The organism is Streptomyces bungoensis, from assembly GCF_001514215.1.
In the GTDB taxonomy this organism is placed as follows: domain Bacteria; phylum Actinomycetota; class Actinomycetes; order Streptomycetales; family Streptomycetaceae; genus Streptomyces; species Streptomyces bungoensis.
The window spans coordinates 102,899-127,191 of the sequence record NZ_KQ948864.1 but is presented as its reverse complement, the minus strand read 5'-3'; the positions used below and the strand labels follow the sequence as shown (position 1 = coordinate 127,191).

Here is a 24,293-nt window from a genome sequence, read left to right as displayed (position 1 = left end):
CCCCGTCTCGCACGGAGTCACTCGCCAGGATGGCTCCTCGGCACGCCGGCCCATGCTTTTCCGTCGACCACCGGCGGCCGTCCGTCGAGCAGGGAGCAGTCGCCCGGCACAGTCACTGCAGACAACGCCGTGGAAATAGCGTCGATGACTTTCCGGCGGTGGTGCGGTCTCTATGTCGACGAAGGGAGTGCACCATGCGCGAGATCATCGTTTGCACGTTCCTGACGCTGGACGGCGTCATGCAGGCGCCGGGCGGTCCGGACGAGGACGCTGAGAGCGGCTTCGAGCACGGCGGTTGGCAGAAACCGGTGGCCGACGACGAGGTCGGCGCGGCCGTCGCCGGGTGGTACGAGCATTCCGACGCGATGCTGCTCGGCCGCAAGACGTACGAGATCTTCGCGTCGTACTGGCCGACCGCCGATCCCGACAACCCGTTCACCCATCGGATGAACAGCATGCACAAGTACGTGGCGTCTCGGACCCTGACATCCGTCGAATGGCAGAACTCCACGCTGCTCGAGGGCGACATCATCGACGCCGTACGCAAGCTGAAAGCGTCCGACGGCGGCAACATCAACGTCGTCGGCAGCGGCGACTTCGCCCAGACCCTCATGCGGCACGGCCTCGTCGACGAGTACCGGCTGACCGTCCATCCGGTGATCATCGGCACCGGCAAGCGGCTGTTCGCCGACGGAGCGATCCCCACTGCGCTGGAGCCGGTCACCGTGTCGACGACGAAGGGCGGCACTGTCGTCGGTGTCTACCGGCCGACCGGCAAGCCCAGCTTCGACAGCTACTAGAGGTTCGTTGGCGCTGAGGTTGGCGTCGCCCTCCACGAGGATCCCTCCGCCGTCGGTTGAAGTCGACGCCCGCCCCGGCCGGGCGATCGCGTCGCGCGCCGCAACGCCCCCCCGATGGCTGTCAGGCCAGGGCCGGTGAGGCTTGACGGTGAGCCCTGTGTGACGCGGCCCGGTGACTGGGGGAGCGGGTTCTCAGCAGCCGGTGCCGGCCGGCGTGAACTTCATGCGGGCGTGCCTGTCCGTGTCCAGCGCGTCGCCGTAGACCGCGCGGGTGACCCGGTACCAGACGTCGTCCCTGGCCTTGTCGCCGTCCACGTCGTCCAGACGCACGCACCACTTCTCCGCGCGCACGACCCGCCGGTAGCTCTCGGTGCCGCTGCGGACCTTCCTGCAGGACCTGTACCGCTCGGTGGTGTACCAGGTGCGGGTTCGCCGCCTGGTGCCCGTGCCCGTGCCCGACGTGTGCCTGACCCGCCGCGTGCCGGTGGTGCACTTCCTGACCAGGTGCGGGCGGGTGGCCCGGGCTGTTTTCACAGGCCAGTGGCGGACCGTGTCCCGGCGACCGGACACGGTGTCCGGCTCCGGCGCCGTCCGCCTTGTGGCGGCGCCGCCGCTGTCGTCCGCGCCGACCACGTAGCCCGTGCCCCCGTCGGCGCCCCCGCTCCCGCCGGAGCACGCGACGAGCCCCGCCGTCAGGACCGCCGTCACCCAGGCCACCATCAGGTGTCTGCCGAACATGTTTCCCCCTCGCGCTGCCGGACGCCCCCGGACAAGGCCTCGGCAGGGCATCCGCCCGACCCGGGACCTGGAGCGTCATCGTCCGCGCCGAGGCAGCGGTCAGGTTATCCGATCGACGGCCTTCCTCGGCTCGTGGCCACCGCAGGGGCATGCCGGGCCCTCGCCCAGTGCGGCGCTGACGAAAGGAAGCACCGAGGTGGCCGACAGGACCTGGAATCCTGCCTCCTCCAAGACAGCCACACCAGGAGTCAGGCATGGGAACGTGGGGGACCGGCCCTCCCAGGCAGCCGCTCCCCAAGCTGCCGGCCTCGCTGCGCGCATCGGCCGGTCTCGCACTGGAGCGAGTACTTGAGGAGGGAACAACACCAGTCCGCTCATGGCGCGAAGCCTGATCAGCCGGAATCGGCCCCCCCCACTTCAGTACTCAGCTACATCAAGGGGACAACGCTGCCGACGGCTTCCGCCAACTCGTCAGCGGCCTCGGGGGTCAGACGATAAAACCCCTGGAGGCTGACCGACTTCTCGAGACGGCCATCCACCACGTACTTCAGACCGCGGGTCTGACCTCGGCGGTTGCGCCAGGTAAGCCTCGCAAGCAGGTCACCGGGGAGAGGCGCATCGAAGCGTACGGGCGTCGCGTCCACGTGCACCGCTGTGGCTCCGCAGCCGCCGGCGCCGAGCATCGACCAGTCACCGTGCCCGGGATACGCAGCGTCCTCCCAGGTAGCGGGGGTCGTGCCGCAGCAGTCGCGTCGCTCCATGTCGATCACTCGCATGCGACTCACCACGAACACCTCGCGCCGGTTCACGTGCAGCGCGTACACCTCGTCCCCAGAACGGGCACCCGCCCACGCGGGCAGCGAGGAGTGAGCACCGCTGAAGGCGACCGGCGGCCGCTCGCCCACCCGGCCCGACCTGCGCAGCGCACGGCACGTGTCATGGGTCCACAAGACGGTGAATGCGTCAGACATGCCGTGATCCTATGAACGGGGACTGACAACCCCCTGCGGACAACGCTCATGAGGCCTTCTGCAGGCCCTGGCGCCACAGACGTGGGACTCAGGGCGCCCTGCCGCGGGGCGGCGGCTGGCGGCGCCGTCGCGGTGACACACCAGAGGGTCTTCCAGAATCCGTGTCGGAGCGCCCTGAGCGTTACTCGGGCGAAGGTGAGTACGAGTGCTCATGTGCGCAGTGATCGGCTTCCTGCATGGTGCGTGCATGCGATCGATACCCCTGGCGAAGCCTGTTCTGGTGGCCGCGCTCGGCTGCATGGTTCTGTCCGGCTGCGGCACTCAGAACGCCGCCACCGATCAGGCCTCTGCAGGCAGCGCCGTCTCCACGGCAACCCCGCTGGATGCTCCTCTGGACGACCCGGAGACGCGTTTCCTTGAGCTGATCACCCGCATCACGGTGGACTGCGCCCCGGACGCCCCCGACGACAGAGCTGAGGTGCCCCAGCCGGAGGACCTGCCCGGCTGGGAGGAAGCGCCCCCACCGAGATACGGGTCGGGCGAGACCCCGCCGGGCGGCCCGGACACCGGCGGCGACATACCCGTTCCCCTTCCTTCGGATGCGACCCGGCCGCCGGAGTCGACTCCTTCCGCCGTCAAGCCCAAGCCGGCCAGGGAAGTGCCGCTGACCGGCATCGAAAGGTGCAGCGGCAGCGAGCACGCACAACGCGTCACAGAGGCGTTCAAGAACACCGAGACGACCAGCTATCAGGTGATGCACACGACGCTCACGAGCATGGAGTACCCGGCGTCGCGGATTCACCGGATGCCGAGCCATGCAGGTGCGCCGCGGGCAAGGCTCGACCTGCGCTTCATCGGCAGCAACCTGGCCCTGGAGGTCACCGGCACCAGCAGCGGGGTGATCGTCGAAGCGTTCGGGGCTCCGGAAACGGAGGACGTGAAGGTGACCGACGTGAAACGCAAGCCGAAGCTGGACGCGCCCACGTCCTGAACGGATCCACGGCAGGTGCCAGACACCGGGGGAGCGTCAAGGGTGGACGACCCTGACCAACCGCCACTGCGTCAACCGCGGCGGATCCCGGCATGGCCAAGGACGCCCGCCGGGCGAAGTGCCGGCTGGGCGGGTTCCGGCTCGGCCGCCATCCGTCCGCTGGGTCATGTGACGGGCGGGGTGCGGCTGGCGTCATGATGATCGGCATGACTTCGATAGCCCAGACTCCGGTCACCGGCCTGGACCTCACCGGATTCGCCGAGCGCGAGCCCGGCGTGTGGACCGACGCGGCGGGGATCATCCTGTCGGTTCACTTCTTCCCCCTCGTCCCGGACCTGCCGGCGCCGCTGCACGAGTTGGAGCGGCTGCGGTTCGAACGCGCCCGAGACGTGGCGAGGGCCGGGGGCGGTCTCATCGAGGCGGTGGCGGGAACCGTGGACGGGGTCACGGCGCTGCGCCAGCTGATCAAGATGCCGCTGGGAAGCAGGCCGGGGCAGGCCTTCATCGGCAGTTGGACGCTGCCGAAGGACCGTTGCAGCACCGTGGTCAAGGTACAGGCCGCGGAGGGCGCGACGACCGGTCTGCGGGAGGCTGTGGTGGCGGATCGGGTGGAGCCGGCCAACTACTTCCGGCCCCACCCGTACACCGGTGACGGGCAGTTGGGCGGATTGCCGTACCACGTGGCCGACCTGGAGCAATGGGATGCGCAGTTCCCCGACCATCCCCTCACCCTGGTACGGGCCGCGCTGCACCGGATCACGCCGACCGTCGAACTGCACGAGCAGTTCAAGGTCCTGCCGCCGTTCCCCGGCCCTGTGGCGGGGCCCCAGTCTCAACCCGGACCGTCGCCGTCGCCCCGCAGTGGCCCGGTCCCGCCCGCACCGCCGTACTCCGGACCGGCCGCTCCGGTCGCGCCGCGGCGCGGTTGGCTGCGTCGCAAGGGCGTCCAGGCGTGCTGTCCGGAGAGCTAGGTGCCGCTACTGGCGCATGGTGCCGACAGGGCAGACGACGCTGTGTCACGGAGGGCTGCCGAGTGGGACTGTAGGGTTTCGCGTGCCGTGACGGAATCCCACGGCTGCTGCCGGATGGAAGTCGGACCCCACGTGGCACTGAGACAGGCAGGTCGCGCCTGCCCCTCGTTCGCGTTGAAACGCCTACGCTGGGAGGCCAATCGGCGGGGACGGGAACAGCCGGTCCGGCCGGGACGGTTGCACCGACCGAGGGACCGGCGCCGCACGGCAGGGGACACAGAGACGGCAAGGTCGTCCGCCCCACCAGGATCCGGGCCCCAGGACGGCGGAATACCCGCCACGCATTCGGACCAAGACGTGTTTCTGCAGGAGGACAGTTTCATGCCTGACCGCCCCTTGACGCTCATGGCAGTACACGCCCACCCGGACGACGAGGCCACCGGAACCGGAGGGGTCCTCGCGCGGTACGCGGCGGAAGGCATCCGCACCGTTCTCGTCACGTGTACCGACGGCGGTTGCGGTGACGGACCGGGAGGCGTCAAGCCGGGCGATCCCGGGCATGACCCGGCGGCGGTCGCCACGATGCGCCGTCGAGAACTTGAGGCGAGCTGTGACGTCCTGAAGGTCAGCGACCTTCAGATGCTGGGCTATGCCGACTCCGGGATGACGGGCTGGCCGAGCAACGACGCCCCCGGCTCCTTCTGGCAGACCCCCGTGGAAGAAGGTGCGGCCCGGCTCGCGGAACTCATGCGGCACTACCGACCTGATGTGGTCGTCACCTACGACGAGAACGGCTTCTACGGTCACCCCGACCACATCCAGGCCCACCGCATCACGGTGGCGGCGCTGGAGATGACCGCGCTGACACCGAAGGTGTACTGGACGACGGTGCCCCGCTCGATGATGCAGCGGTTCGGCGAGATCATGCGCGAGTTTCATGAGGACATGCCGGAGCCGGATCCTGCCGAGGCTGCCGCGATGGCCGAGCTCGGCCTCCCCGACGATGAGATCACCACCTGGGTGGACACCACCGCGTTCAGCGGCCAGAAGTTCGACGCGTTGGCCGCGCACGCCAGTCAGGGCGAGAACATCTTCTTCCTCAAGATGGGCAAGGAGAAGTTCGGCGAGTTGATGGGCATGGAGACCTTCGTACGTGTCCAGGACGCCACCGGCGCGCCAGTCCCCGAGAACGATCTCTTCGCCGGACTGCGCTGATCCGCCCGTCCGTCCGGCCGGGAACGCGCCACGACCGCACGGCGTGATCAAGCGGGTCACCCACCCGGAGCCCTGCCCAGGGGAGTTCCGCTCCGGGCAGCCCGCGTCCAAGTCCTCGCCGACGGCGTCTACGCGTGCCCGGCTTCCGGCCCGACCGCTCTTCCCCCCATCACCTGGCAACCCCACCTGCAGGTTGCTGGCTCGGAAGGTGTGGGACACCTCAGATCGCAAGCCCGGCGGTCTGCTCCGATCAGGACGGACCGCCGAGGAGGCGACACAAAGCTGAGGCTCCGACACCCGACACGCCGCGAGGCAACGGAAGAAGCAGCAGCCATACCGCGTGTTGCCGGCCGTCGCGCGCGGCCCTCGCCTGCCGGAGGCCGGCACGCGGACGGCCTTCCGCCCCGGGGCCCGGGGACCGCGGGTGGGGTTCCGCGCCGGATGCGCGGAACCCCGGGCCGCTGTGTGCGGTCAGTAGGTGTGCAGGGTCAGGCCGTACCGGCCGAGGATCTCGTTGACCGGCTGGAACCAGGTCTCGCCGCCGCTGGAGCAGTTGCCCCAGCCGCCGGAGGTGACGCCCTGCGCCTGGTCCCCGGTGATGAAGGAGCCGCCCGAGTCACCGGGTTCGGCGCAGGCGCTGGTCTTGGTGAGCTGGTACACCGCGCCTTGGCTGTAGTTGACGGTCTCGTTCAGCGCCAGCACCGTGCCGCAGTGCCAGTGCGAGGTGGAACCGGAACGGCAGACCGAGGAGCCGACGGGCGCTACGGCCGAGCCGCGCACGAGCTGGTCCGGCACCGTGCCCCAGCCGAGCACCACCGGCACCGTCCACCAGCCGCTGCCCACGCTGACCCAGGCGTAGTCGTTGTCCGGGAACGAAGAGCCCTGGAAGGTGCCGATGTAGGAGCCGTCCCAGCCGCTGACTCCGGCGCCGGGCTGTCCGCAGTGCCCGGCGGTGACGAAACCGCCGTACACCGAGAAGCCGATGGAGCAGCGGACGTTGCCGGTGTAATACGGGTCACCGCCCACGGTGCCTGCGGCGAGGGTTCTCGGGGCCGCGGAGGCCTCGACAGTGACGGGCCCGGTCCGGCGGGCCCGGGACAGGAAGCGCTGGACATCGTTGTCAGCCTGCTTGCCGCGTACAACCTCGACGACGACCGTGCTGGCCTTCGGGTCGACATGCCAGCCGGTGATCCCCGAGGGCGCGTGCAACCGGTCGATCCGCGCCTTGGCCGCGTCCAGTTGCCGGGCGCTGTGCTCGGCGGTGCGGACGACGGCCCCGGAGCGCTCGATCGCCCGGCGGGTGGCGGCCGGGGCGTCCGGGGTGAGGGCGACGGTCAGGCGTCCGCTCGGGGCGTCGAACCAGGAGCCCGCGTAGGTGGCGCCGGCCTCACGGCGCGCCTTGGGGGCGAGGCCGGCGGCAGTCTTCTCGGCCGCGAGCCGGGCCACCGCCTGGGTGCGGGTCAGGCCGAGGTCCCGCTGCATGGCGTTCACGATGCCCTCGGCGGCGGGCGCGGCGGATGCGGCGGGAGTACCGGAGCCGGCCGCGGAGGCGGGGGAGGCGCCGGCCGCGCCCAGTCCGCCGAGGACGAGGAGTGCGGCCGTGACCGCGCGGGCGAGTCTGGTGCGTCTCATGGCGGGTTGCCCTTCGTCGTTCCAGTAGTGGGGGTGGAACAGCCGATGGTGAGAGCGCTCTCATGGGTGGCGAGAGGCAGAGCCTAGTCCGGTCTTAGCGTCAGGTCCATGCCAATGCACGGATCGATTCGGTGATGCAAGCCGCCTGACCCACCGGCCTCGTGGACAGTGGCCCTGACGTACCCGCGGTCGAGGAAGGCCGCCTTGTCGTCCGTCCAGCGGTGGACCAGGCGGCAGGTGACGACCGCATACGCGCGTCCGGCAGGGCGCTGAGGTCGGAGGTGAGGTCCATCAGGTGCCAGGGCGGCCCCTCGCCCTGCTGGCCGTTCCGGGCTGCGGCTGGAACGGGCGCGCCAAGGAAGCCGAGTTCCTCACCGCGCCCATGACCGGCGCGCCGAGCTGTGCTGCTGGATGAGCGACCCGGGTGGCTGCCTCATCGAGGTCGGCCAGTCCATGGGCCTACTGCTCAAGGGCCTCCTGGCGCGCACCGATACCGACGCCTGACCACAGCACGGCACTGCTGACCGAATGTGTCAGTTGCGGCGGACCGGGTCCGTGATTCCGCCGGGGCACGCAAGCGCTGCGATGTCCCATCCGGCGTGCTCGGCCCCGGCCTGGTAGGCGCTTTCGTAGAAGGCGAGCACGGCGGCCCGCGGATCGCGCTCGGCGCGGGCCGCGTCGTAGCGCAGCACGGCCAGGTGGCTGTCGCCGCGCGCCATCCACTGCGCGGACGCCGGGCTGAGCGGCGCTTCGGCCAGGCCGGCGGGCTCGGGCGCGGTGTAGGAGTAGAACGCGGGCTCGGCGAAGGTGTCGTCGCCGAACCAGAAGCCGAAGCTGATCACTTCCGAGGAGTACGCCTCCCGAGTGACCGGGTCGACCTGCCCGGGCTGGTCGACCCGGCGCCCGGAGAACCGGCTGTGGGCGATGTCGAAGGTGTGCCAGAAGTGGTGCACCGGGCTGGTCTTCCCCGAGAAGCCTGCCGCGAATTCCTCCAGCACGGACGCGACCTGGCTGAGCACCCGCCAGTAGCGGTTCGCGGCCACCGGGTCGTAGGCCGCGTGCTCGGTGTCCTCGGCGAACGGCCGGTCGGCGTCGGGCAGATCGAAGGGCCTGGGGATAGCGATGTCCACCCGGACGCCCAGCGCGGCCAGGGCGGCCAGGGTCTGGTCGTAGAAGGACGCGACGGACTGGCCCGGAAGCGGAAAGGACCGTGTTTCGCCGTCCAGTGTCATGACGACGAGCCGGTGGTCGACGAAGTCGAAGTCGATCGTGAAGATCGGATTCCCGTCGACCTGACCCATCGGTCGGGTGGTGATGCCGCGCCCAGTGACATGGAACGGTACGTTCCACCAGTGGTTGCGCCGGGCGCTCGCGGCCAAGCGGATCTTGCCGACGATCTGCGCGAAGCGGTGCAGCGTCTCCTTGGTGTCCCGCCACTCCGCCAGCAGCACCGGCGGGAACAGCTCCATCGCCTGCCCCTTCCCGCCCGGCGCTCCCGCGGCGGCCGGGCAGTCTCATCATGACCCCGCGGGCGACATCCGGCACGCCGCCGAGTAAGCGGGAACAGGGCCCCGGTTCCTCCCGTGTCCGCCGGTCTGGTAGGCATGGGGGGTGCGATTCGAAAGTGTTCCCATGCCGTCGGCGGTGGAGGCGCGGCCACGTGACGTACGGGGGTATCCGGTGCCGGCGATCACTCCGTGGGAGGGCGACGAGCCGCAGTTCGCGCTGACCGACTACGAGCGCAGCGCGGCGTGCGCCCGGAAACGCCTGTGCTCGGTGTGCGACCGGGGCATGCCACAGGGCCCGGTGTGGCGCGTGGTGGGGGCCGCGGAGAGCGCGGCGATCGGTGAGGCGCTCGCCGCCGGGCGGCCGTACCTCAATCTCGCGCCGACCCTCGAGGGCCCGGGGCACCGTGCGTGCATGCTGTACGCCTCGATGGTGTGCCCGTACCTGGCCCGGCCCAACGCCCGGCGGGGAATGTCGGCGACCGAACCGGACGAGATGACCGCGCACGTGGTGCGGGGTGCCGTCCGGGGCGCGATGGGCGCGGTGGTGGGGTTCGGGGAGTACGAGTACGCCGTCACGAGCAGCCAGGTGCTGTTCCGGTTCCTCGACGTCGTCGAGTTCCTGCCGCACGACACGGCCGACGCGCACCTGGACGCACTGCGGGCCGAGCTCGCCCGGGCGGCGGAGTGACTCCGCGCCTGGGCGGGCCCGGCCCGTTGCCGTGGGCGTGAGGACGCTCAGGGACGGTAGGCGGCCAGGCCGGCCGTCGACGTGACCTTGACCGGCCGGCCTGTGCCGTCGGCCGGCAGGGTGACCGTGCCGGCGGGGGTACGGGCCGCGAGCGTCCTGCCGTCGGGGGACCAGGCCGGCTCGGTGTAGTCCGTGGTGGCGTGCGGGGTGAGGTCCTTGACGTGGTTGCCGTGCATGAGGTCCTCGACGAAGAGGTGGTCGTGGCCCGCGACGGAGCGCACGAAGACGACCTCCTCCTCGTTCGGCGACAGCGCCGGCTGGGAGCCCTTGGTGAGCTTGCCGCCCTGCTGGCGCAGGTAGTCGTCACGGATGTAGACGGCGCCCGTGTCGGTGTTGGCGTAGACCGAGGTGCCGTAACGGCCGGCCGCGTTGGGCCAGACGTTGCCGGTCTGCGGGACCGCGCCGTCCGGGTCCGGGGAGCCGTTCAGGGTCAGCGTCTTCGGGGTGCCGTGGACGGCCTTGGCGGAGACGTACTTGAGCCGGGAGACGCCGTTGGCGCGGGCGGCGAAGATGAGGTTGTCCTTGGCGGGGATCCCGTACCGGGTGTCCTTCTTGGTCACCTGCCAGGTCGGGTGGGACCAGGTCTGGCCGCCGGGGTTCTTGGCGACGACGACCCGCCCGCTGCCGTCGGGGTTGGCGATGTCCAGGTCGCCGGAGCCGTCGACGAAGGCGGCCTTGGCGCCGTCCGGGGACCAGGCGAGGTCGCGGACGCTCACCCCGAAGTTCACCCGGTGCCCGTTGATCTGTACGTACTTGGTGCCGTTGCTGACGGTCAGGGTGCCGTGCGAGGCGGCGGTGGTGGCCGCCGAGGCGGCGCCCGAGGCGCCCAGCAGCGCGGTGCCGATGACGGCCGAGGCCACCGCGATGGCGGCGGCGGTGGTGCGGGTGCGTGTGGTCATGGTGATCCCCCAGGAACATGGTCATGTCGTGTCGTGCGGCGACGCCGGAGCCGCTGCACCGTCCCCGGGCCCGCTGAGGGCCACGCGAGCGCCTGCCGCTCCGGCTGTGGGAACAGCCTGTCAGGTCCCGATCTTGGAACTGTTCGTTCGGTGTCACAGGGGCGTAACACTACGTAGTCGTACTACCGGGGGGGGAGGTTCGAGATGGGCTCGTTGTCCAGGTCAGGCGTCGGCGAGGAGGGGGTCGTACGGAGTGTTCGTGCGGCGGCCTGACATGAAGGAGAGGAAGTCGCCCACGAAGGCGCTTTTGCCGTAGGTGCCGTCGGTGGTGGTGAGGTCGCGGTGGAAGGCGGTGCGGAAGAGGGTTCGGTACTCGTCGGCATCGATGGTTCCGCTGCCGTCCTTGTCGGTGGCTTCGAAGAGAACCTCCGCGACGCGGATGAGCGCGGGTCCGGCGAGGGTGGGGACGGCGGTGGCGTACTCGCCCGCGCTGATGCGGCCGTCGCCGTCGGTGTCGAGAACGGCCTGGAGCTCTCGCCACCAGGCGGCGAAGGCGTCGTAGAGCCGGGTCTCCTCGGGTTCGTCCAAGTCCAGGCGGGTGGCGAGTTCACGGGCCATGGCGGCGAGGTCGGGCCAGTCGAGGTGGCCGTCACCGGTCTGGTCCAGCACCTGACGGAAGAACTTCTCCGCCGAGCGCCGGCTTGACCCTGTGCCCGCTGAAGGTGCCGGTTCCGGGGTGAGGTCGGCGTCGCCGCTCAGTGGTGTGAGCAGGCGGAGCAGAGCCGATGCCTGCTTCATGCGGGCTCGCAGGGCGGTGACGGTCCGGGCGCGGGGGTCGTCGCTGCCAGGCGTGAGGGAGAGGACTTCGATGATGCTTTCGGCGTTGATCCAGCCCTCGGGCAGGAAGCGGGCGAGCCCGGCGGCGAGGTAGGCGCCCTGCATGAGGGTGCGCGCGCCGGGCATCTCCGGCAGGCCGGCCCGGCGCCGGTACGGCTCGGGAAGCGAGGCGACGGTGACAGCGCCGAGGAGGGGACCGGCGACAGCCCGGCCGGCCGCCCACAGCGTCGGCGCGCCCTCGAACAGCGCCGGGGCGGGCAGGTGGTCGAAGAGCCGGTAGAGGATGACGCGGGCCGCCTCCGTGTTCTCCAGCTCGGTTTCGACGACCCGGTCGAAGTACCGCCAGAAGTCGTTCAGGTCCTCGGGAAGCGCCCCGGCGTCACCGTCGAGCGCGGCGAGGAACGTGCGGTACTCGGCGTACATCCGCTCCATCGTGTCCTGGTCGAGCGGCTGGCCGCTCAGCCGGCACATGGTGACGGCGCTCTCGAAGAGGGTGGCGACCACCCAGGCTCGGGTTCCGCGGTCCATGGCGTCGTACGCGCGACCGCGGGAGTCGGAGCCGCTCATGCGGGCGTGCAGCCGGTTGAGTCGCGCGGCCTCCCGTTCGCGTGCCACCGGGTCGGCGCCGAACATGAGCCGCATGCTGAGGAAGGTGTTGCGCAGCCGGCGCCAGGGGTGGGCGACGAAGGTGGAGTTGTCGGCGAGGGCGGCGCCGATCTGCGGGTGAGCGGCCTCCAGCACGGTGGCGCGGATCATGGCCAGCGCCCAGCGCGGATCGTCGAAGAAGGCGCTGAACTGCGATTCCGGGCCGAACAGGGGCGTCGCGTCGGCCGGTCCCGTGGTTCCTGTGGTCATGATGGGTCTCCGTTCGTCCGGGGCGGCACGCCGCCGAAGCGGCGGGCGCGGCGCCGGTAGGTGTGCAGGCACGCGAGGAAGTCGGGGGCCCGGAAGTCCGGCCAGAGCACCTCGGGGAAGACCCACTCGGCGTAGGCGACCTGCCAGAGCATGAAGTTGGAGATGCGCTGCTCGCCGGAGGTGCGGATGACCAGATCCACGTCGGGGGTGTCGGGGAACGGCAGGTGGTCCGCGAAGAGCCGCTCCGTCACCTCATCAGCGGGCGTCTTGCTGCGGATCAGGGACCTTGCGGCCTCGACGATGTCCCGGCGCCCGCCGTGGTCGAAGGCGACGGTCAGCGTCATCCCCCGGTTGTCGGCGGTCAGCACCGACAGGTCGTCGAAGTCCCGAGCCAGTTCACGGGGGATTCGCGGATCGGAGGCCCCGAGGAAGCGGCAGCGGATGCCGCGGGCCAGGAGCAGCGGCGCGTGCTTGCGCACGACCCGGCGGACCAGGCGCATGAGGTAGTCGACCTCGGTGCCGGGACGGTTCCAGTTCTCGGTGGAGAAGGCGTACAGGCTGAGCCACTCGACGCCGACGGCCCGCGCCGCCTCGATGATGTCGATGACGGTGGTCTCCGCGGCCCGGTGGCCCGCCGAACGAGGGAGCGAACGCCGCTGCGCCCAGCGGCCATTGCCGTCCATCACGCAGGCTACGTGCCGCGGCACCGCACGCGCCGACCCGTCGTCCCGCCGTTGCCCGTCCCCGTACTGTCGCCCGCCCGGCCGGCCCTCCGGCGCCGCGCGTGCGCGCTGGACGCCGTGGTCCGTCACACCCAGCCCCGTCTCGCCCGGAGCGGCACGGTCGGCCCTACCGCGCTCGGTCACGTCCACCCCGTATCGCCCATACCCACGCCCCACCGGAGCGTTCCCTTCCAGGAGTCTGACGGCGCGAAAGGGTCCTGACCGGCCAAACGGGTGGCCACCACCCCTGGCTCATATGCCCGATTCCTCATTTCGGCATCGGTGGCTTTCTGCGGTGACCGCGATCGACGATCTCATCCGCCTCCGCGGAGCCACCGTCGCCCTGTGGACCCGGCGTGAGCCGAACCTGCCCTCGGCGTACCGCGATCCGGTTGTCGGTGCGGCTGAGGTTCGCGCATGCGGGATGGCGACGGGAGTGGTCCGGGGTGCTCCTGACCGCTGTCGAGCGCATGAGGCCGTGAGAACCCGCCGAGCGTGCGGTTACCGGGCGGTGTAGCCGCCGTCGACGGGGAGGGCGACGCCGACGACGAAGCTCGCGCCGGGGCTGCACAGCCACAGAACGGCCTGGGCCATCTCCTCAGCGGTGCCGAGACGGCCGATCGGCTGGCCTGCTTCGGCTTCGGTGCGGTCGAGTTCTCCCTTGGCGATCATGTCGCCGACCATGGGGGTGTCGATGGTGCCGGGGCAGATGGCGTTGATGCGGATGCCGCGGGGCGCGTATTCGAGGGCGGAGCTGGTGGTCAGGCCGATCACGCCGTGCTTGGAGGAGTGGTAGGAGGCCCGGCCGGGGATGCCGACCAGGCCGCCGAGGGAGGAGCAGTTGACGACAGCGCCGCTGCCCTGGGTGCGCATGTGGCGCAACTCGTGCTTCATGGATGCCCAGACTCCGCGCAGGTTGACGGCGTGCACCCGCTCGAACTGGTCGAGGGATTCGTCGGCGGCGTCGGTGGGCGGGATCTGGACGCCGGCGTTGTTGTAGGCCATGTCGAGGCGGCCGAAGGTCTCCACCGTGCGGTCGACGGCAGCGGCGACCTGGTCCTCGTCGGTGACGTCGCAGACCAGGGCGAGGGCCTGCTGGCCGGCGTCGGTGAGGTACTTCGCCGCCTGGTTCACCTCGGTCTCGTCGATGTCGGCGAGGGCGACCGCGGCGCCGGAGGCTGCGAATGCCTGGGCGGTGGCCAGGCCCATGCCGGAGCCGGCTCCGGTGACGAAGGCGACCTGGCCGGTGAAGTCGTACGTGGGGTTCACGGGGTTCTCCTTGTGCGGGTGGGGTGGGGCAGGCGGTCTGGCCGCCGTCGACGACGAGGGCGGTGCCGGTGGTGAAGGCGGCGCCGTCGGAGCACAGCCACAGCACGGTGGAGGCGATCTCCTCGTGTCTGCCGAGGCGGCCGATGGCCTCGTCCGCGATGAGTCCTTCGCGCCCGCCGGGGCGGGTGGAGCCGAAGCGGCGAGTCATCTCGGTGCGCGTGCCAGGCGTGCAACCCCGGACGTCCGGGGCCGTCGTCGAGTGCGGGGCCTGTGCCCGCCCGCCGTGACGGGGCGGGCGGACACGTCACCCAGGTAACCTGCTCCCGGCGCCCGGAGCGAGACACCATCAAGGGGTGTACCGCCGGTACATCCCTGTGGCGGTGGGCGGGACGTATCGTCGAAGGCTGGACATACCCCATGGCTGTCGGCGAGCCGGCTCGGCGCAGCCTCGGTGATCACATTGTCTGCTTGGCGCCGGGTACGTGGCGCAGGCGTGATGCGATTTCCCGTAATGGCTGGAGTCAGTGGAGGGGGTGAACCTCCGCAACGTAGGACGGCGTAGCCGATGCCGATTCAGGCGGCGACTGGGGGCTGACCTGTCGTCCGGGATATCGGATCACTCCATCACCCTCTCCGACCCCCTGCGTTATGTCCGATTCATGTAGCTTTCAGAATCTGTTCGCTTTCGGATCGGCGGTCGGTGGTTGAGCACAGCGGCCGCCATGTGCCCCGGACTTTTGAGTGAGGGAGTCTCGCCGGTGCTGCGAAATGCTGTGGTGGTGTCACTGGGCCGCCGGCTTGTGACGCAGGCGCCTTCGGTGGCGGCCGAGTCCGCCGGGGTGATCGCCTCGTACGCGGTGCGGGCGCCGGTGGAGGCGCTGCGGGCGCTGGAGAGGGGGCGGCAGATGGCTGAGTGGGTGGGCGACGCCGTCTCACACGAGGTGGTCAGGGCGGCCGAGGTGGTACGGGACGTGGGTCCGGCCAGGCGCCGCAGGCGAGTGTGGTCGCAGCCGGGCAGGGCGCACATCGAAGTGCGGGGCCTGGCCGGAGCGGGGACGCGACGGCAGCGGCTGGCCGCAGGGCTGGAATCGGCGCTGGCCGAGCTGGCGGGGGTGCGCTGGGTTCAGGTGAATGCGGCGCTGGGCCATGTGGTGGTCGACGCGGCGGAGGACGGCTGGGATCTCGAGGCAGTTCTGCAGGTGGTGTGCGCGGTGGAGCAGGCGCACCAGGTTGCGGAGCAGCCGTTCACGCATGGGCAGCCGGGTGCGGCGTTCGACGACGTCCCTGAGGTGCTGGCCAAGGTCGCTCTGCTCTCCGACTGCGTGGGGCTGGTCGGCGCCGTGGTGGGCTGGACGGCGTCGTTCGCCCGGTTGCCGCGCGCTGTGCGGGTTCCGCTGGTCGTGGCCGATACCCAGCCGAGGGTACGCCGATGGCTGGAGCGGCGTGTGGGCCGTGCCCACGCAGATGCGTTCCTCACCATGGCCGGGGCGCTGGTGTACTCGGCCACCGGTGGAATGACGCCGCTGGCGCTGGACGCGTTCCAACAGTGGTTCAAGCTTGATGAGGCACGCAGTCGGCGGTCGGTGTGGGAGCGCCGGGAGGCCGAGCTGGTGGCCGACGGCGCCTGTCTTCCGCGGCAGGCCATCACGCCGCAGCCGCGGCCGGTCGCGGTGCCGGCGGGACCCGTGGAGAAGTGCGTGGAGCGGACGTCGCTCACCGCCCTGCTGGGGGCAGCCGGGATGGCGGCCTGGACCAGGCATGTGGAGGAGGCGGGGCAAGCTGTCTTGGCGACGGTTCCCAAGGCCGCTGGGGCGGGGCGTGAGGCGTTCTGCACGGTGCTGGGCCGTGACCTCGCGCAGGCGGGCGTGGTGCCGATGAATCCGGCAGCGCTGCGTCTGCTGGACCGGGTATCGGCCGTTGTCATCGATTCCCCGGCTTTGCACGTTCCGCGGGTGCGTCTGCTGTCGGTGGCGGCCGGTGAGGAGCAGGACGAGGCAGCGCTCTGGCATGCGGCACAGAAGGTGTTGACCGGACGGACGCTGAAGGACATGGCTGGTCCCGGCCCGTGGGAGGCGGGCGGCGTCCGGCTGCGGCGCCGGCCGGACGGTCCCGGCCAGCGGCCTGATTCTGGTACCGGTCTGCATCTGGAGGTGCATGACGCCGATGGCCGGCCGCTGGGGCGGGTCGTGGTGGGATGCGATCTTGATCCGCTGGCCGATGCGGTGATCGCCGCGGCCCGCTCCGGCGATCGCCGCCTGGAGATGACCCAGCACGCCAGCGTTGCGGAGGTGCTGCGGTGGGCCGATCACGCTGTGTCGGACTCGATGGCGTTGGCCGATCGGGTGCGCACCCTGCAGCAAGACGGCCACGTGGTCGCGCTGATCACCTGCTGCGACGGCGAAGCGCTCGCAGCCGCGGACGTGGGGGTGGCTCTTCCCCTGTCGGCGGAGTTCGCAGCCCCGGCTCCTTCGGCGCTGTGGTCGGCGGACCTCGTGTGCGGACCGGGGCTGGAGCACGCGTGGCGCGTGCTGTCCGCCGTGGACGTAGCGCACCAGGTCAGTGCGGCCTCAGCGCGCCTGTCCATGGGTGGGTCCGCGCTCGGGGCGTTGATCGCGGCCACCGGTTCGCGGCATCGCATGTGGGGTCTGACGACCTCTCCCGTCCATGGCGCCACGTTTCTGGCGCAAATGGGTGGTGTCCGGGCGGCGAAGCGCCTTTCCCGCCGGCCCCGGCCTCCCGGCCATGTCCGCGGCGCGTGGCACGCCATGGACGCGGACGACGTCTTCCGACTCCTTCAGCCGGTGCGCCACCGCGCCGACATCGCGCGCACGACGTCTGCCGTCGTTTCACCGACAGCATGGGCCCGGATGCGGCGTCCGGCGGCCGATGCGGTCACTTCAGCGGTGGCGTCCCTGGGTCTTACCCCGCTGACACGGCATGCCGGCGAGCTGCTGGATGCGGTGCGGGAAGAACTGCGGGACCCTCTCACCCCGGTACTGGCTCTTGGTGCCGCGGCGTCCGCCGCGGTCGGATCGAGTGTCGACTCGCTGCTGGTCGGCGGGGTGATGGCCGGCAACGCCGTGATCAGCGGCGCCCAGCGCATGCGCGCCGAGCAAGCTCTGCAGGGTCTGCTGGCGAAAGAGAGCATCACCGCTCGCCGCCTGCGCCGGGTTCCGGACGGCCCGGGCGCACACTTCAGCGCCCTGCTGGGATCGCCGGACTTCGACGTCATCGACGCAAATGACCTTCGGATGGGCGACGTGATCGTCCTACGCCCGTCCGAGGTGGTCCCGGCGGATGCCCGGCTGCTGGTCGGCGACCACCTCGAGATCGACGAGGCGGCACTGACCGGAGAACCCACCCCCGTAGTGAAGAAGAGCGAGGCCACGCCGGGGGCGGACCTGGCCGAGCGGTCGTGCATGCTCTACCAGGGATGCACCGTGCTGGCGGGCACCGGTGTGGCCGTGGTCGTCGCGACCGGCGAGCAGACCGAGGCAGGCCGCGCCGCCGACCTGGCCGGACAGGCCACCACCGCGCCCGGCATCGAGAGACACCTCGCGGCGCTGACCCAGACGGCACTGCCCGTGGTCGGCATCGGCGGGGCAGCGGTCACCGCCTTGGGACTCTTGCGCGGCCTACCCCTGCGCCAGGCGCTGGCCTCCGGTGTCGCGGTCGCGGTGGCCGCAGTCCCCGAAGGCCTGCCGCTGGTCGCCACCGTCGCTCAGTCGGCGGCCGCACGCCGACTGTCCCGCCACGGCGTGCTGCCCCGCTCCGCCCGCGCGCTCGAAGCCCTCGGGCGCGTCGACGTCATCTGCTTCGACAAAACCGGCACCCTCACCGAAGGTCGCCTGACCCTGACCCGCCTGGCCTCCACCGAGGCACTCCTTCCTCCCGGCACACCCGGGGCACACCGACTGCTGCGCACCGCAGCCCGCGCCTGCCCAGCCCCCGACGTACCCGCGTCCCACGCCACCGACCGCGCCGTACTCGAAGCCGCCCACACATACGGCATCCAAGACCCCGACTGGGTACAGCACGCGGAACAGCCCTTCGAGGCCAGTCGCGGCTACTCGGCCTCCGTAGGAACCGACAACGGCCACCGCACTCTCGCGGTCAAAGGGGCACCTGAGATCGTTCTTCAGCGCTGCACCACCACCCTCGATCCCGCTGCCGACTCCATGGAGAACCCGGACTGGGAAGGCGGCAGGGAAAGTCGTCTCATTCCGCTCGACGACCAGCAGCTGGCAGCCGCTCATCACATGATGCGACAGCTCGCCGACCAGGGCCTGCGCGTCCTGGCCGTCGCCCAGGCCGCACTGCCCGCGACCGGACCAGCCAACGATCACCGAGACCGACCGGCGGAACACACGACCAGTACCGCCGTCCCGGCCGACACGGTGGCCGGCCTCGTCCACGATCTGACGCTGCTGGGGTTCCTGGCCATCACCGACGCCCCCCGCCCCACAGCCGCCGACACCGTAAAACGCCTCACCGACGCGGGTGTACGTATCGTCATGATCACCGGCGACCATCCGGCCACCGCCGCCGCCATCGCCCGCGACCTCGGCATCCCCCACCCCCGAACCGTCCTCACCGGCACCGACCTCGACGCCCTCACGGCCGCCGACCGCACCACCGCCATCGACGAAGCCAGCCTCTTCGCCCGCGTCTCACCCGAACACAAAGTCCGCATCGTCCAAGCCCTGCGCGACGCCGGGCACGTCGTCGCCATGGCCGGCGACGGCGTCAACGACGCGGCCGCCATCCGCCTCGCGGACATCGGCATCGGCATCGCCACCCACGGCTCCACTGCCGCGCGCGCCGCCGCGGACCTCGTCCTGACCGACCCCGATCTCACCCGCATCCTCGACGCCCTGCACGAAGGCCGCGCCCTGTGGGCCAGCGTCCGCGACGCCGTCGCCATCCTCGTCGGCGGCAACGCCGGCGAAGTCGCCTTCACCATCCTCGGCACGGCACTCACCGGCCGCGCCCCCCTCGGCACCCGCCAACTACTCCTCGTCAACCTCCTCACCGACATGCTCCCCGCCCTGGCCGTCGCCCTCGCCCACCGCACCACAGCCGCCCAGACCACCACCATGAACCAGCCGGCCCCCGCCCTCATGGGCCCCGCCCTGGCGCGACTGCTGGCCATCCGCGGCACCGCCACCGCCCTGGCGGCCACCGCCGCGTGGCAGACCGGCCGCCTCACCGGCCGCGCCCGCCGCGCCGACACCATGGGACTAGCCGCCCTGATCACCGCACAGCTCGGCCAGACCCTCATCACCGACTGGCGCAGCCCCCTCGTCCTGGCCACCACCGGCCTGTCCACGGCAGCCCTCCTCGCCGTCGTGCAGACCCCCGGAATGAGCCACTTCTTCGGCTGCACACCCCTGGGCCCCGTCGCCTGGACCACCGTCGCCGCCAGCGCCACCACAGCCACCCTCACCGCCGCCTTCGCCCCCCGATTGCTCAGCCCCACCCAGCCACCGACGCGCACCGCCACGACGTGACCGCGCCAAGCCGGCTCTTGTGGACGTGCCCCTCACCCTCGTCGGCGCGGTGTCCACGCAACGGGCAGGAATGAGCCCGCTGAGAGAGCGATGCACATCGGTGAAAGGCTCGGGGTGACTGTGCGTAATCACTCGGGTGGGTGACGTGAAGGGGCGGGTGTGCGCCTGTGCGGGTGGCATGAGCAGGGGACGTTCGCACCCATGAGGGTGTGCCCCGGAAGGAGGACCTCGTGTTCCGCCATTCGACACGTTCGTTCATCGTGGGTCTGTGCGCGCTGGCCGCGGCCGCGCCGGCGACGCCGGCCCTGGCCGGGGGCCCGCCGCAGCCGGCGCCGCACACCGCCGCCCGGGCTCTGAATGCGCAGACGCTCGCCGACGTGACCACCGCGATGAAGGGTGAGGCGTTCGCCTTCGCCGTCTACAACCTCTTCGCCGCCGAGGCTGACCGCCAGGGCCTGCCGGCCGTCGCCAGGCTCTTCCGCAGCACGGCGCAGACCGAGCTGACCGAGCACCTGCGCGAAGCGGCCACCCTGGCCGGAGCCGTCGGTTCGAACGCGGCGAACCTGCGCCAGGCCATCAGCGGCGAGACCTACGAGCACCAGGTCATGTACCGCCGCTTCGCCGAGCGGGCCCGCACCGACGGGGACCTCGCGGCCGCGAAGCTCTTCACCGAGCTCGCCGCGGACGAGGGCCGCCACCGCGACGCCTTCCGCACGGCCCTCACGGCCGTCACCACCGGCCGCAGCACCATCCCGGCACCGATGAAGGCCAACACGGTGCAAGTGTCCGCCGGGATGGCCCAGGTCAAGGCCGCCCGCACCAAGACCAACCTGGACACCGCCCTGCACGGCGAGGCGCTCGCCCACGCCAAGTACATGCTCTTCGCCGCCCACGCCCGCCAGACCGGCCACGCCGCCCTCGCCCGCCTCTGGGAGGGCACGGCCATGGTCGAACTGCACGAGCACCTCGCCGGCGAAGCGGTCCTGGCCGGCCTGGTCCACACGACGAAGACGAACCTGCGCACGGCCATCACCGGTGAACACAACGAGGCGACCACGGTGTACCCGGGGTTCGCCAAGCGGGCCACCGCCGTCGGCGACACCGCCGCCGCCCGCTACTTCCGCAACACCGCCACGGACGAGGCCAAGCACGCAGCAGCCTTCCAGAAGGCACTCAACCAACTGCGCTGACCGCCCCAGCCGCACCCGGAGACCGGCCGACCGCACGCATCACGCGAGGCAGTCCGGCTAGTCCGGCCGGCCGGCGCCTCACACAGGCCGGCCGGACGACCTCCCGTGTGCTACTACCGTCTCGCACCTACACGGCGGCTGGTCGGGGAACGGGCACGACACGGTCACCACGGCTACTGATCGCCACCTGCTCAACGAACTCTGGAAACAAATAATTTGACGGGTACTCAGTGGAAGTGGCCGGAGCCGCACGGTGTATGTGCGGCACCCTCGCTGGTCAGTTGATGGAACGTGGGAGATGCTCCTCGAACGGATCCAGGCCGAGGCAAGGCTTCGCCTGAGAGGCCAAAGCCGCTTGGATCCGGGCGGAACTGAGGCGGAACTGATCGACCGGCGTGAGGAGTTGCTGCGCCAGGTCAGGCGCTCAGCCGCTCACGCGGCGGGTTCACCACCAAGACCCACCTGAGGGCGGATAGCCCTGCCGGGCGCTCTCCCTGGTCATCACACCCGGGCAGTGCGCTGGCTGCATCCAGTTCGAGCCGGTCATGGACACGCAGCAACCGCCGAACCCGCCGCTACCTGCGCAGTCGGATACGACAAGCGCGGCTACGTCTGCCTCGGCGCCGCAGCCACAGCAGCAGTCGTCATCTGGCTCCACTCATGATCACTAGAAAGCGCTGCCTAACACGACTCACTTCCGCGTATGCGCAGCGACGCGCTGGAAAACAGGAGTGAGTAAGCGTCAGAACACCATTCGAATGGGCTAATAGTATGTCAATCGGCTTTATTTGTAAGTCATGTGATGTGACATCAGCTTGCGGCGAAGGCGCTTAAATACGCCGATCGGAGCCGTATAGCCGCATTTCCGAGATGCCCGTCATGCCGGCTGTGGATACGTTCATCCACGAGCCGGCTGACAGGCCGGCATCTCTGAGAAGGAGATCGCGACATGCAGCTTCGTTCCACGGTGATCACCGCCGCCGTTTCGGCCGCCGCCGCCCTGGCCGCGACCGGCATCACCTACGCTTCGGCCGCCTCCGCCTCCGCGCCCGCGCCCCAGCAGGCCCCGGCCGTTGCCGCCGCCGCACCCAGCGGCGGCAACGGAGGGAACAACAACGGCAAGGGCAACGAGGGCAACAACAACAGCAAGGGCAACGAGGGCAACGACGACGACAACGACTACAACGGGCACGGGGGCAAGGACGAGGGCCGTATCCAGATCAACGAGCGGTCGTACTCCACCCGCGCGGGCGACTGCATCACCGTGGTCAGCGGCCTGGGCGCGAAGAGCCTGAACATCCGCAACGACAGCCGCCGGACCGTCGAGGTCTTCCGCGGGGCCGTCTGCGACAACGGCGCCCCCGTCGCCACCGTCGGGCCCCACTCCTCCAGCGACGGCGTGCGCCCGGGATGCGTCGAGGGCATCGACATCGACAAGGGTGTCGTGGCCAGCTTCCGGGTGATCAAGCGCCACCACGACGAGGACTAGTCCGCGGCCGACCGCATACTGTGGAGCCCCGGCCCGCCGGAATCGGGCCGGGGTCCCAGTTTGCCTCATTGTGCGACGGCCACGCGCCGCGCACACCCCTGCCCCTACCGGATGCCGGGCGCGCGCCATCCGCGCGGCCGCCCCATGCCTTCACCGGCCGCCCCACCAGCGGATTGCCGCCCTTCCGTGCGCGTTCCCAGGCCGCTACCCGGGCTGTCCTCCCGGCGCTTTCCCGGCCCGCGAACGGGTGAGGAGTGATATGAGCATCCGGCTTGTGGAAGACGTGAGCGACGGCACCTGCGTCCTGGACCGCCTCTCGACATCACGCTGACCCCGGCTCTGCCCTGGCTGGGACACCAGGCCCGCTCGGAGATGACCGGCCACCTAAAGGAACCCGTCGACCTCACCCGGGTCACCTGCAACGTGATCATGAAGTTCGGTCCGGTGAAAATGCTCGACAGGAAGTACATGCTGCCCGACCTGCTGAAGGGCATGGGCGCGAAGCTCTCCGGTCACCTCAGGCCGGCCGCCGGACCGTGGCGCCAGACATGGAACCTCCAGCTCCCCGAGGCAGTGCCGGTGGCAGAGCACCGCATCCTGCTGCGCGCTCGGACGGACAGCGGAAAGAACTTCCTGGCACTGGACATCACCCTGAACTTCAGCCACAGATTCCGTCCGTCCCCGACGAACGGCGGAGCGGGCGCACGCATGCTTCACGGCTCACGCTGACTGAGATCAAACGCAGCGAGCGTGCGAATGCGGCCCTGGTGGCAATGGGAGGGCTGACACCGGCGGCGATGACCACGGCCGGACGAGGGCAGTCTGCAGCGGTCGGCAGACCGTCGCAGGCCCGGGATCCGTAGCCGCCTGTTCCACCCGAACGGCCTACATCTTTCCGTTCCGGGCATGCGCCATTCCCCTGTTCGGCCCACGCTGGAAGCGGACCGACAATCGCCGCGTCCTTCCCTTCCGGGAGGCGTCATGGCCGTGTTCGCCCTGCTCGTCCCGGTTGTGCTCATGCTCATGATGTTTGCGCTGGACGCGTTCGAAGACTTCTTGTTTCCCCCGCCCTCCTCACCACCTCCCGACCAGACACCGGAGCAGCCTGACGGCCCACCGTGACCGGGTCCCAGTCCGTCTCGGTGAGGCCGCACAGCGGGTATAGCCTCGGGGTATGCGGGTCCGTAGTGCCCGTCGCCGACAGCGCCCAGCGGCGAGCAGAGAAGTCGTGGCCTCCTTGGCGGCGGTCCAGTTCGCGGCTGTGGGCGTGCCGGCCGCGGTGCCCGCGGCCACTGTTCCTGCTTGTCATTGCGCGGTGTCCAGCTGTGTGGCGTTGACCTGACGACGGCCCCACCCAGTACACGCCCTCCATCCTGCGACTGCTGGAGGGACACCACGCAGTGGCGACCTTCTTCGTGATCGGTCCCCACGCCCTCCTACGGCCGGGCGTGGTCCGGCGCGAGCAGCGCGACGGTGACGCGATCGGCGATCACACGCGGTCACGCATCCTCACCTCACAGCCGTCTCCTCTGCCAGGATCCGTTTCGAGCTTGACGGCGCGGCGCGGGACATCGCCTCGGTCACCGGCCACCGGCCTACGCTGCTACGACCCCCTGGCCGTGGTGATGTGGAGCCTGGACCCCCAGGACTGCACGCATCCCCAAGGCACTTCCGTTCATCCTCACCGACCTGGCCGGTCGCGGGTACACCTTCGTCACCATCCCCCACCTGTTCACCGACAGCGGAGGAACACGGCCCGGCGCGGTCTACCACCACGGCCCCGGAGCCTGATCCCGCTACATCCGCGATGAGCAGGTCCACGGCCACCACGGCGACGTCGGCCAAGAGACAATTGGCATGACAGCGGGGCTGGGCAAGTACTCACCTTGCCCAGCCCCGCTGCAGGTCCGGATGTGCCGTCATCGGCTGCAGACCCGCATCAGCTCAC

17 protein-coding genes and 3 pseudogenes are annotated in these 24,293 nt (G+C 70.5%); 11 read left to right on the top strand and 9 right to left on the bottom strand.

Annotated elements, in window-relative coordinates:
- Positions 1–194 precede the first annotated feature (194 nt).
- On the top strand, positions 195–800 hold the full coding sequence (locus AQJ66_RS25200) for a dihydrofolate reductase family protein (protein WP_061926551.1): 606 nt from the start codon (positions 195–197) through the stop codon (positions 798–800).
- Positions 801–992: 192 nt separating this feature from the next.
- Here AQJ66_RS25200 and AQJ66_RS25195 read toward each other — a convergent pair whose 3' ends face one another.
- The gene (locus AQJ66_RS25195; protein WP_061926549.1) at positions 993–1,538 is read right to left on the bottom strand and encodes a hypothetical protein; all 546 of its coding nucleotides are present in this window, start codon (positions 1,536–1,538) and stop codon (positions 993–995) included.
- 428 nt (positions 1,539–1,966) lie between these two features.
- Positions 1,967–2,509 (bottom strand): hypothetical protein, encoded by a 543-nt coding sequence (locus AQJ66_RS25190; RefSeq protein ID WP_061926546.1) that lies wholly within the window; start codon positions 2,507–2,509, stop codon positions 1,967–1,969.
- A gap of 247 nt (positions 2,510–2,756) precedes the next feature.
- Between AQJ66_RS25190 and AQJ66_RS25185 the strand changes: the two genes are divergently transcribed.
- From AQJ66_RS25185 to AQJ66_RS25175, 3 genes are all read left to right on the top strand, one after another.
- Entirely contained in the window at positions 2,757–3,500 is a 744-nt protein-coding gene (locus tag AQJ66_RS25185) for a hypothetical protein (protein WP_063804087.1), read from the top strand.
- A 206-nt stretch (positions 3,501–3,706) separates the two neighbouring features.
- Complete coding sequence (locus AQJ66_RS25180) at positions 3,707–4,471, top strand: hypothetical protein (protein WP_244162930.1); 765 nt, start codon at positions 3,707–3,709, stop codon at positions 4,469–4,471.
- 381 nt (positions 4,472–4,852) lie between these two features.
- Positions 4,853–5,686, top strand: a complete 834-nt coding sequence (locus tag AQJ66_RS25175; RefSeq protein ID WP_061926665.1) for a PIG-L family deacetylase — start codon at positions 4,853–4,855, stop codon at positions 5,684–5,686.
- 471 nt (positions 5,687–6,157) lie between these two features.
- On the opposite strand, the gene AQJ66_RS25170 is transcribed toward AQJ66_RS25175, so the two are convergent.
- Positions 6,158–7,318: a S1 family peptidase gene (locus AQJ66_RS25170; protein ID WP_061926542.1), complete on the bottom strand. Its 1,161-nt coding sequence runs from the start codon at positions 7,316–7,318 to the stop codon at positions 6,158–6,160.
- A gap of 533 nt (positions 7,319–7,851) precedes the next feature.
- Complete coding sequence (locus AQJ66_RS25165; protein ID WP_061926540.1) at positions 7,852–8,787, bottom strand: DUF5996 family protein; 936 nt, start codon at positions 8,785–8,787, stop codon at positions 7,852–7,854.
- Between the two features lie 163 nt (positions 8,788–8,950).
- On the opposite strand from AQJ66_RS25165, the gene AQJ66_RS25160 reads away from it, so the two are divergent.
- Entirely contained in the window at positions 8,951–9,514 is a 564-nt protein-coding gene (locus AQJ66_RS25160) for a hypothetical protein (protein ID WP_061926538.1), read from the top strand.
- A gap of 47 nt (positions 9,515–9,561) precedes the next feature.
- On the opposite strand, the gene AQJ66_RS25155 is transcribed toward AQJ66_RS25160, so the two are convergent.
- The 5 genes and pseudogenes from AQJ66_RS25155 to AQJ66_RS37735 form a co-directional block, all read right to left on the bottom strand.
- Complete coding sequence (locus AQJ66_RS25155) at positions 9,562–10,473, bottom strand: TolB-like translocation protein (RefSeq protein ID WP_061926536.1); 912 nt, start codon at positions 10,471–10,473, stop codon at positions 9,562–9,564.
- Positions 10,474–10,695: 222 nt separating this feature from the next.
- Positions 10,696–12,165 (bottom strand): oxygenase MpaB family protein, encoded by a 1,470-nt coding sequence (locus AQJ66_RS25150; protein ID WP_061926534.1) that lies wholly within the window; start codon positions 12,163–12,165, stop codon positions 10,696–10,698.
- Positions 12,162–12,848, bottom strand: a complete 687-nt coding sequence (uppS, locus tag AQJ66_RS25145; protein WP_061926663.1) for a polyprenyl diphosphate synthase — start codon at positions 12,846–12,848, stop codon at positions 12,162–12,164. The genes AQJ66_RS25150 and uppS overlap by 4 nt, the downstream gene beginning before the upstream one ends.
- Positions 12,849–13,388: 540 nt before the next feature.
- On the bottom strand, positions 13,389–14,156 hold the full coding sequence (locus AQJ66_RS25140) for a glucose 1-dehydrogenase (protein WP_061926532.1): 768 nt from the start codon (positions 14,154–14,156) through the stop codon (positions 13,389–13,391).
- Positions 14,157–14,202: 46 nt separating this feature from the next.
- Positions 14,203–14,364: pseudogene (locus AQJ66_RS37735) on the bottom strand (SDR family oxidoreductase); the annotation flags it as partial.
- A gap of 571 nt (positions 14,365–14,935) precedes the next feature.
- Between AQJ66_RS37735 and AQJ66_RS25135 the strand changes: the two are divergent.
- From AQJ66_RS25135 to AQJ66_RS41040, 6 genes and pseudogenes are all read left to right on the top strand, one after another.
- The gene (locus AQJ66_RS25135; protein WP_159052633.1) at positions 14,936–19,666 is read left to right on the top strand and encodes an HAD-IC family P-type ATPase; all 4,731 of its coding nucleotides are present in this window, start codon (positions 14,936–14,938) and stop codon (positions 19,664–19,666) included.
- A 230-nt stretch (positions 19,667–19,896) separates the two neighbouring features.
- The gene (locus tag AQJ66_RS25130; protein ID WP_244162929.1) at positions 19,897–20,856 is read left to right on the top strand and encodes a ferritin family protein; all 960 of its coding nucleotides are present in this window, start codon (positions 19,897–19,899) and stop codon (positions 20,854–20,856) included.
- A gap of 949 nt (positions 20,857–21,805) precedes the next feature.
- A complete protein-coding gene (locus tag AQJ66_RS25125; protein ID WP_061926528.1) occupies positions 21,806–22,345 on the top strand; it encodes a hypothetical protein in 540 nt (179 codons plus the stop codon).
- 372 nt (positions 22,346–22,717) lie between these two features.
- The gene (locus tag AQJ66_RS25120) at positions 22,718–23,074 is read left to right on the top strand and encodes a hypothetical protein (protein WP_244162928.1); all 357 of its coding nucleotides are present in this window, start codon (positions 22,718–22,720) and stop codon (positions 23,072–23,074) included.
- A 623-nt stretch (positions 23,075–23,697) separates the two neighbouring features.
- Positions 23,698–23,838 (top strand): annotated as a pseudogene (locus tag AQJ66_RS41045) (polysaccharide deacetylase family protein); the annotation flags it as partial.
- Positions 23,839–23,864: 26 nt separating this feature from the next.
- Positions 23,865–24,206 (top strand): annotated as a pseudogene (locus AQJ66_RS41040) (hypothetical protein); the annotation flags it as partial.
- Between the last annotated feature and the right edge of the window lie 87 nt (positions 24,207–24,293).

What these genes read in the sequence shown, in the direction of transcription:
- AQJ66_RS25200 (WP_061926551.1), top strand. Translation starts at nt 195, where the DNA reads ATGCGCGAGATCATCGTTTGCACGTTCCTGACGCTGGACGGCGTCATG.
- AQJ66_RS25195 (WP_061926549.1), bottom strand. Translation starts at nt 1,538, where the DNA reads ATGTTCGGCAGACACCTGATGGTGGCCTGGGTGACGGCGGTCCTGACG.
- AQJ66_RS25190 (WP_061926546.1), bottom strand. Translation starts at nt 2,509, where the DNA reads ATGTCTGACGCATTCACCGTCTTGTGGACCCATGACACGTGCCGTGCG.
- AQJ66_RS25185 (WP_063804087.1), top strand. Translation starts at nt 2,757, where the DNA reads ATGCGATCGATACCCCTGGCGAAGCCTGTTCTGGTGGCCGCGCTCGGC.
- AQJ66_RS25180 (WP_244162930.1), top strand. Translation starts at nt 3,707, where the DNA reads ATGACTTCGATAGCCCAGACTCCGGTCACCGGCCTGGACCTCACCGGA.
- AQJ66_RS25175 (WP_061926665.1), top strand. Translation starts at nt 4,853, where the DNA reads ATGCCTGACCGCCCCTTGACGCTCATGGCAGTACACGCCCACCCGGAC.
- AQJ66_RS25170 (WP_061926542.1), bottom strand. Translation starts at nt 7,318, where the DNA reads ATGAGACGCACCAGACTCGCCCGCGCGGTCACGGCCGCACTCCTCGTC.
- AQJ66_RS25165 (WP_061926540.1), bottom strand. Translation starts at nt 8,787, where the DNA reads ATGGAGCTGTTCCCGCCGGTGCTGCTGGCGGAGTGGCGGGACACCAAG.
- AQJ66_RS25160 (WP_061926538.1), top strand. Translation starts at nt 8,951, where the DNA reads ATGCCGTCGGCGGTGGAGGCGCGGCCACGTGACGTACGGGGGTATCCG.
- AQJ66_RS25155 (WP_061926536.1), bottom strand. Translation starts at nt 10,473, where the DNA reads ATGACCACACGCACCCGCACCACCGCCGCCGCCATCGCGGTGGCCTCG.
- AQJ66_RS25150 (WP_061926534.1), bottom strand. Translation starts at nt 12,165, where the DNA reads ATGACCACAGGAACCACGGGACCGGCCGACGCGACGCCCCTGTTCGGC.
- uppS (WP_061926663.1), bottom strand. Translation starts at nt 12,848, where the DNA reads ATGGACGGCAATGGCCGCTGGGCGCAGCGGCGTTCGCTCCCTCGTTCG.
- AQJ66_RS25125 (WP_061926528.1), top strand. Translation starts at nt 21,806, where the DNA reads ATGCAGCTTCGTTCCACGGTGATCACCGCCGCCGTTTCGGCCGCCGCC.
- AQJ66_RS25120 (WP_244162928.1), top strand. Translation starts at nt 22,718, where the DNA reads ATGACCGGCCACCTAAAGGAACCCGTCGACCTCACCCGGGTCACCTGC.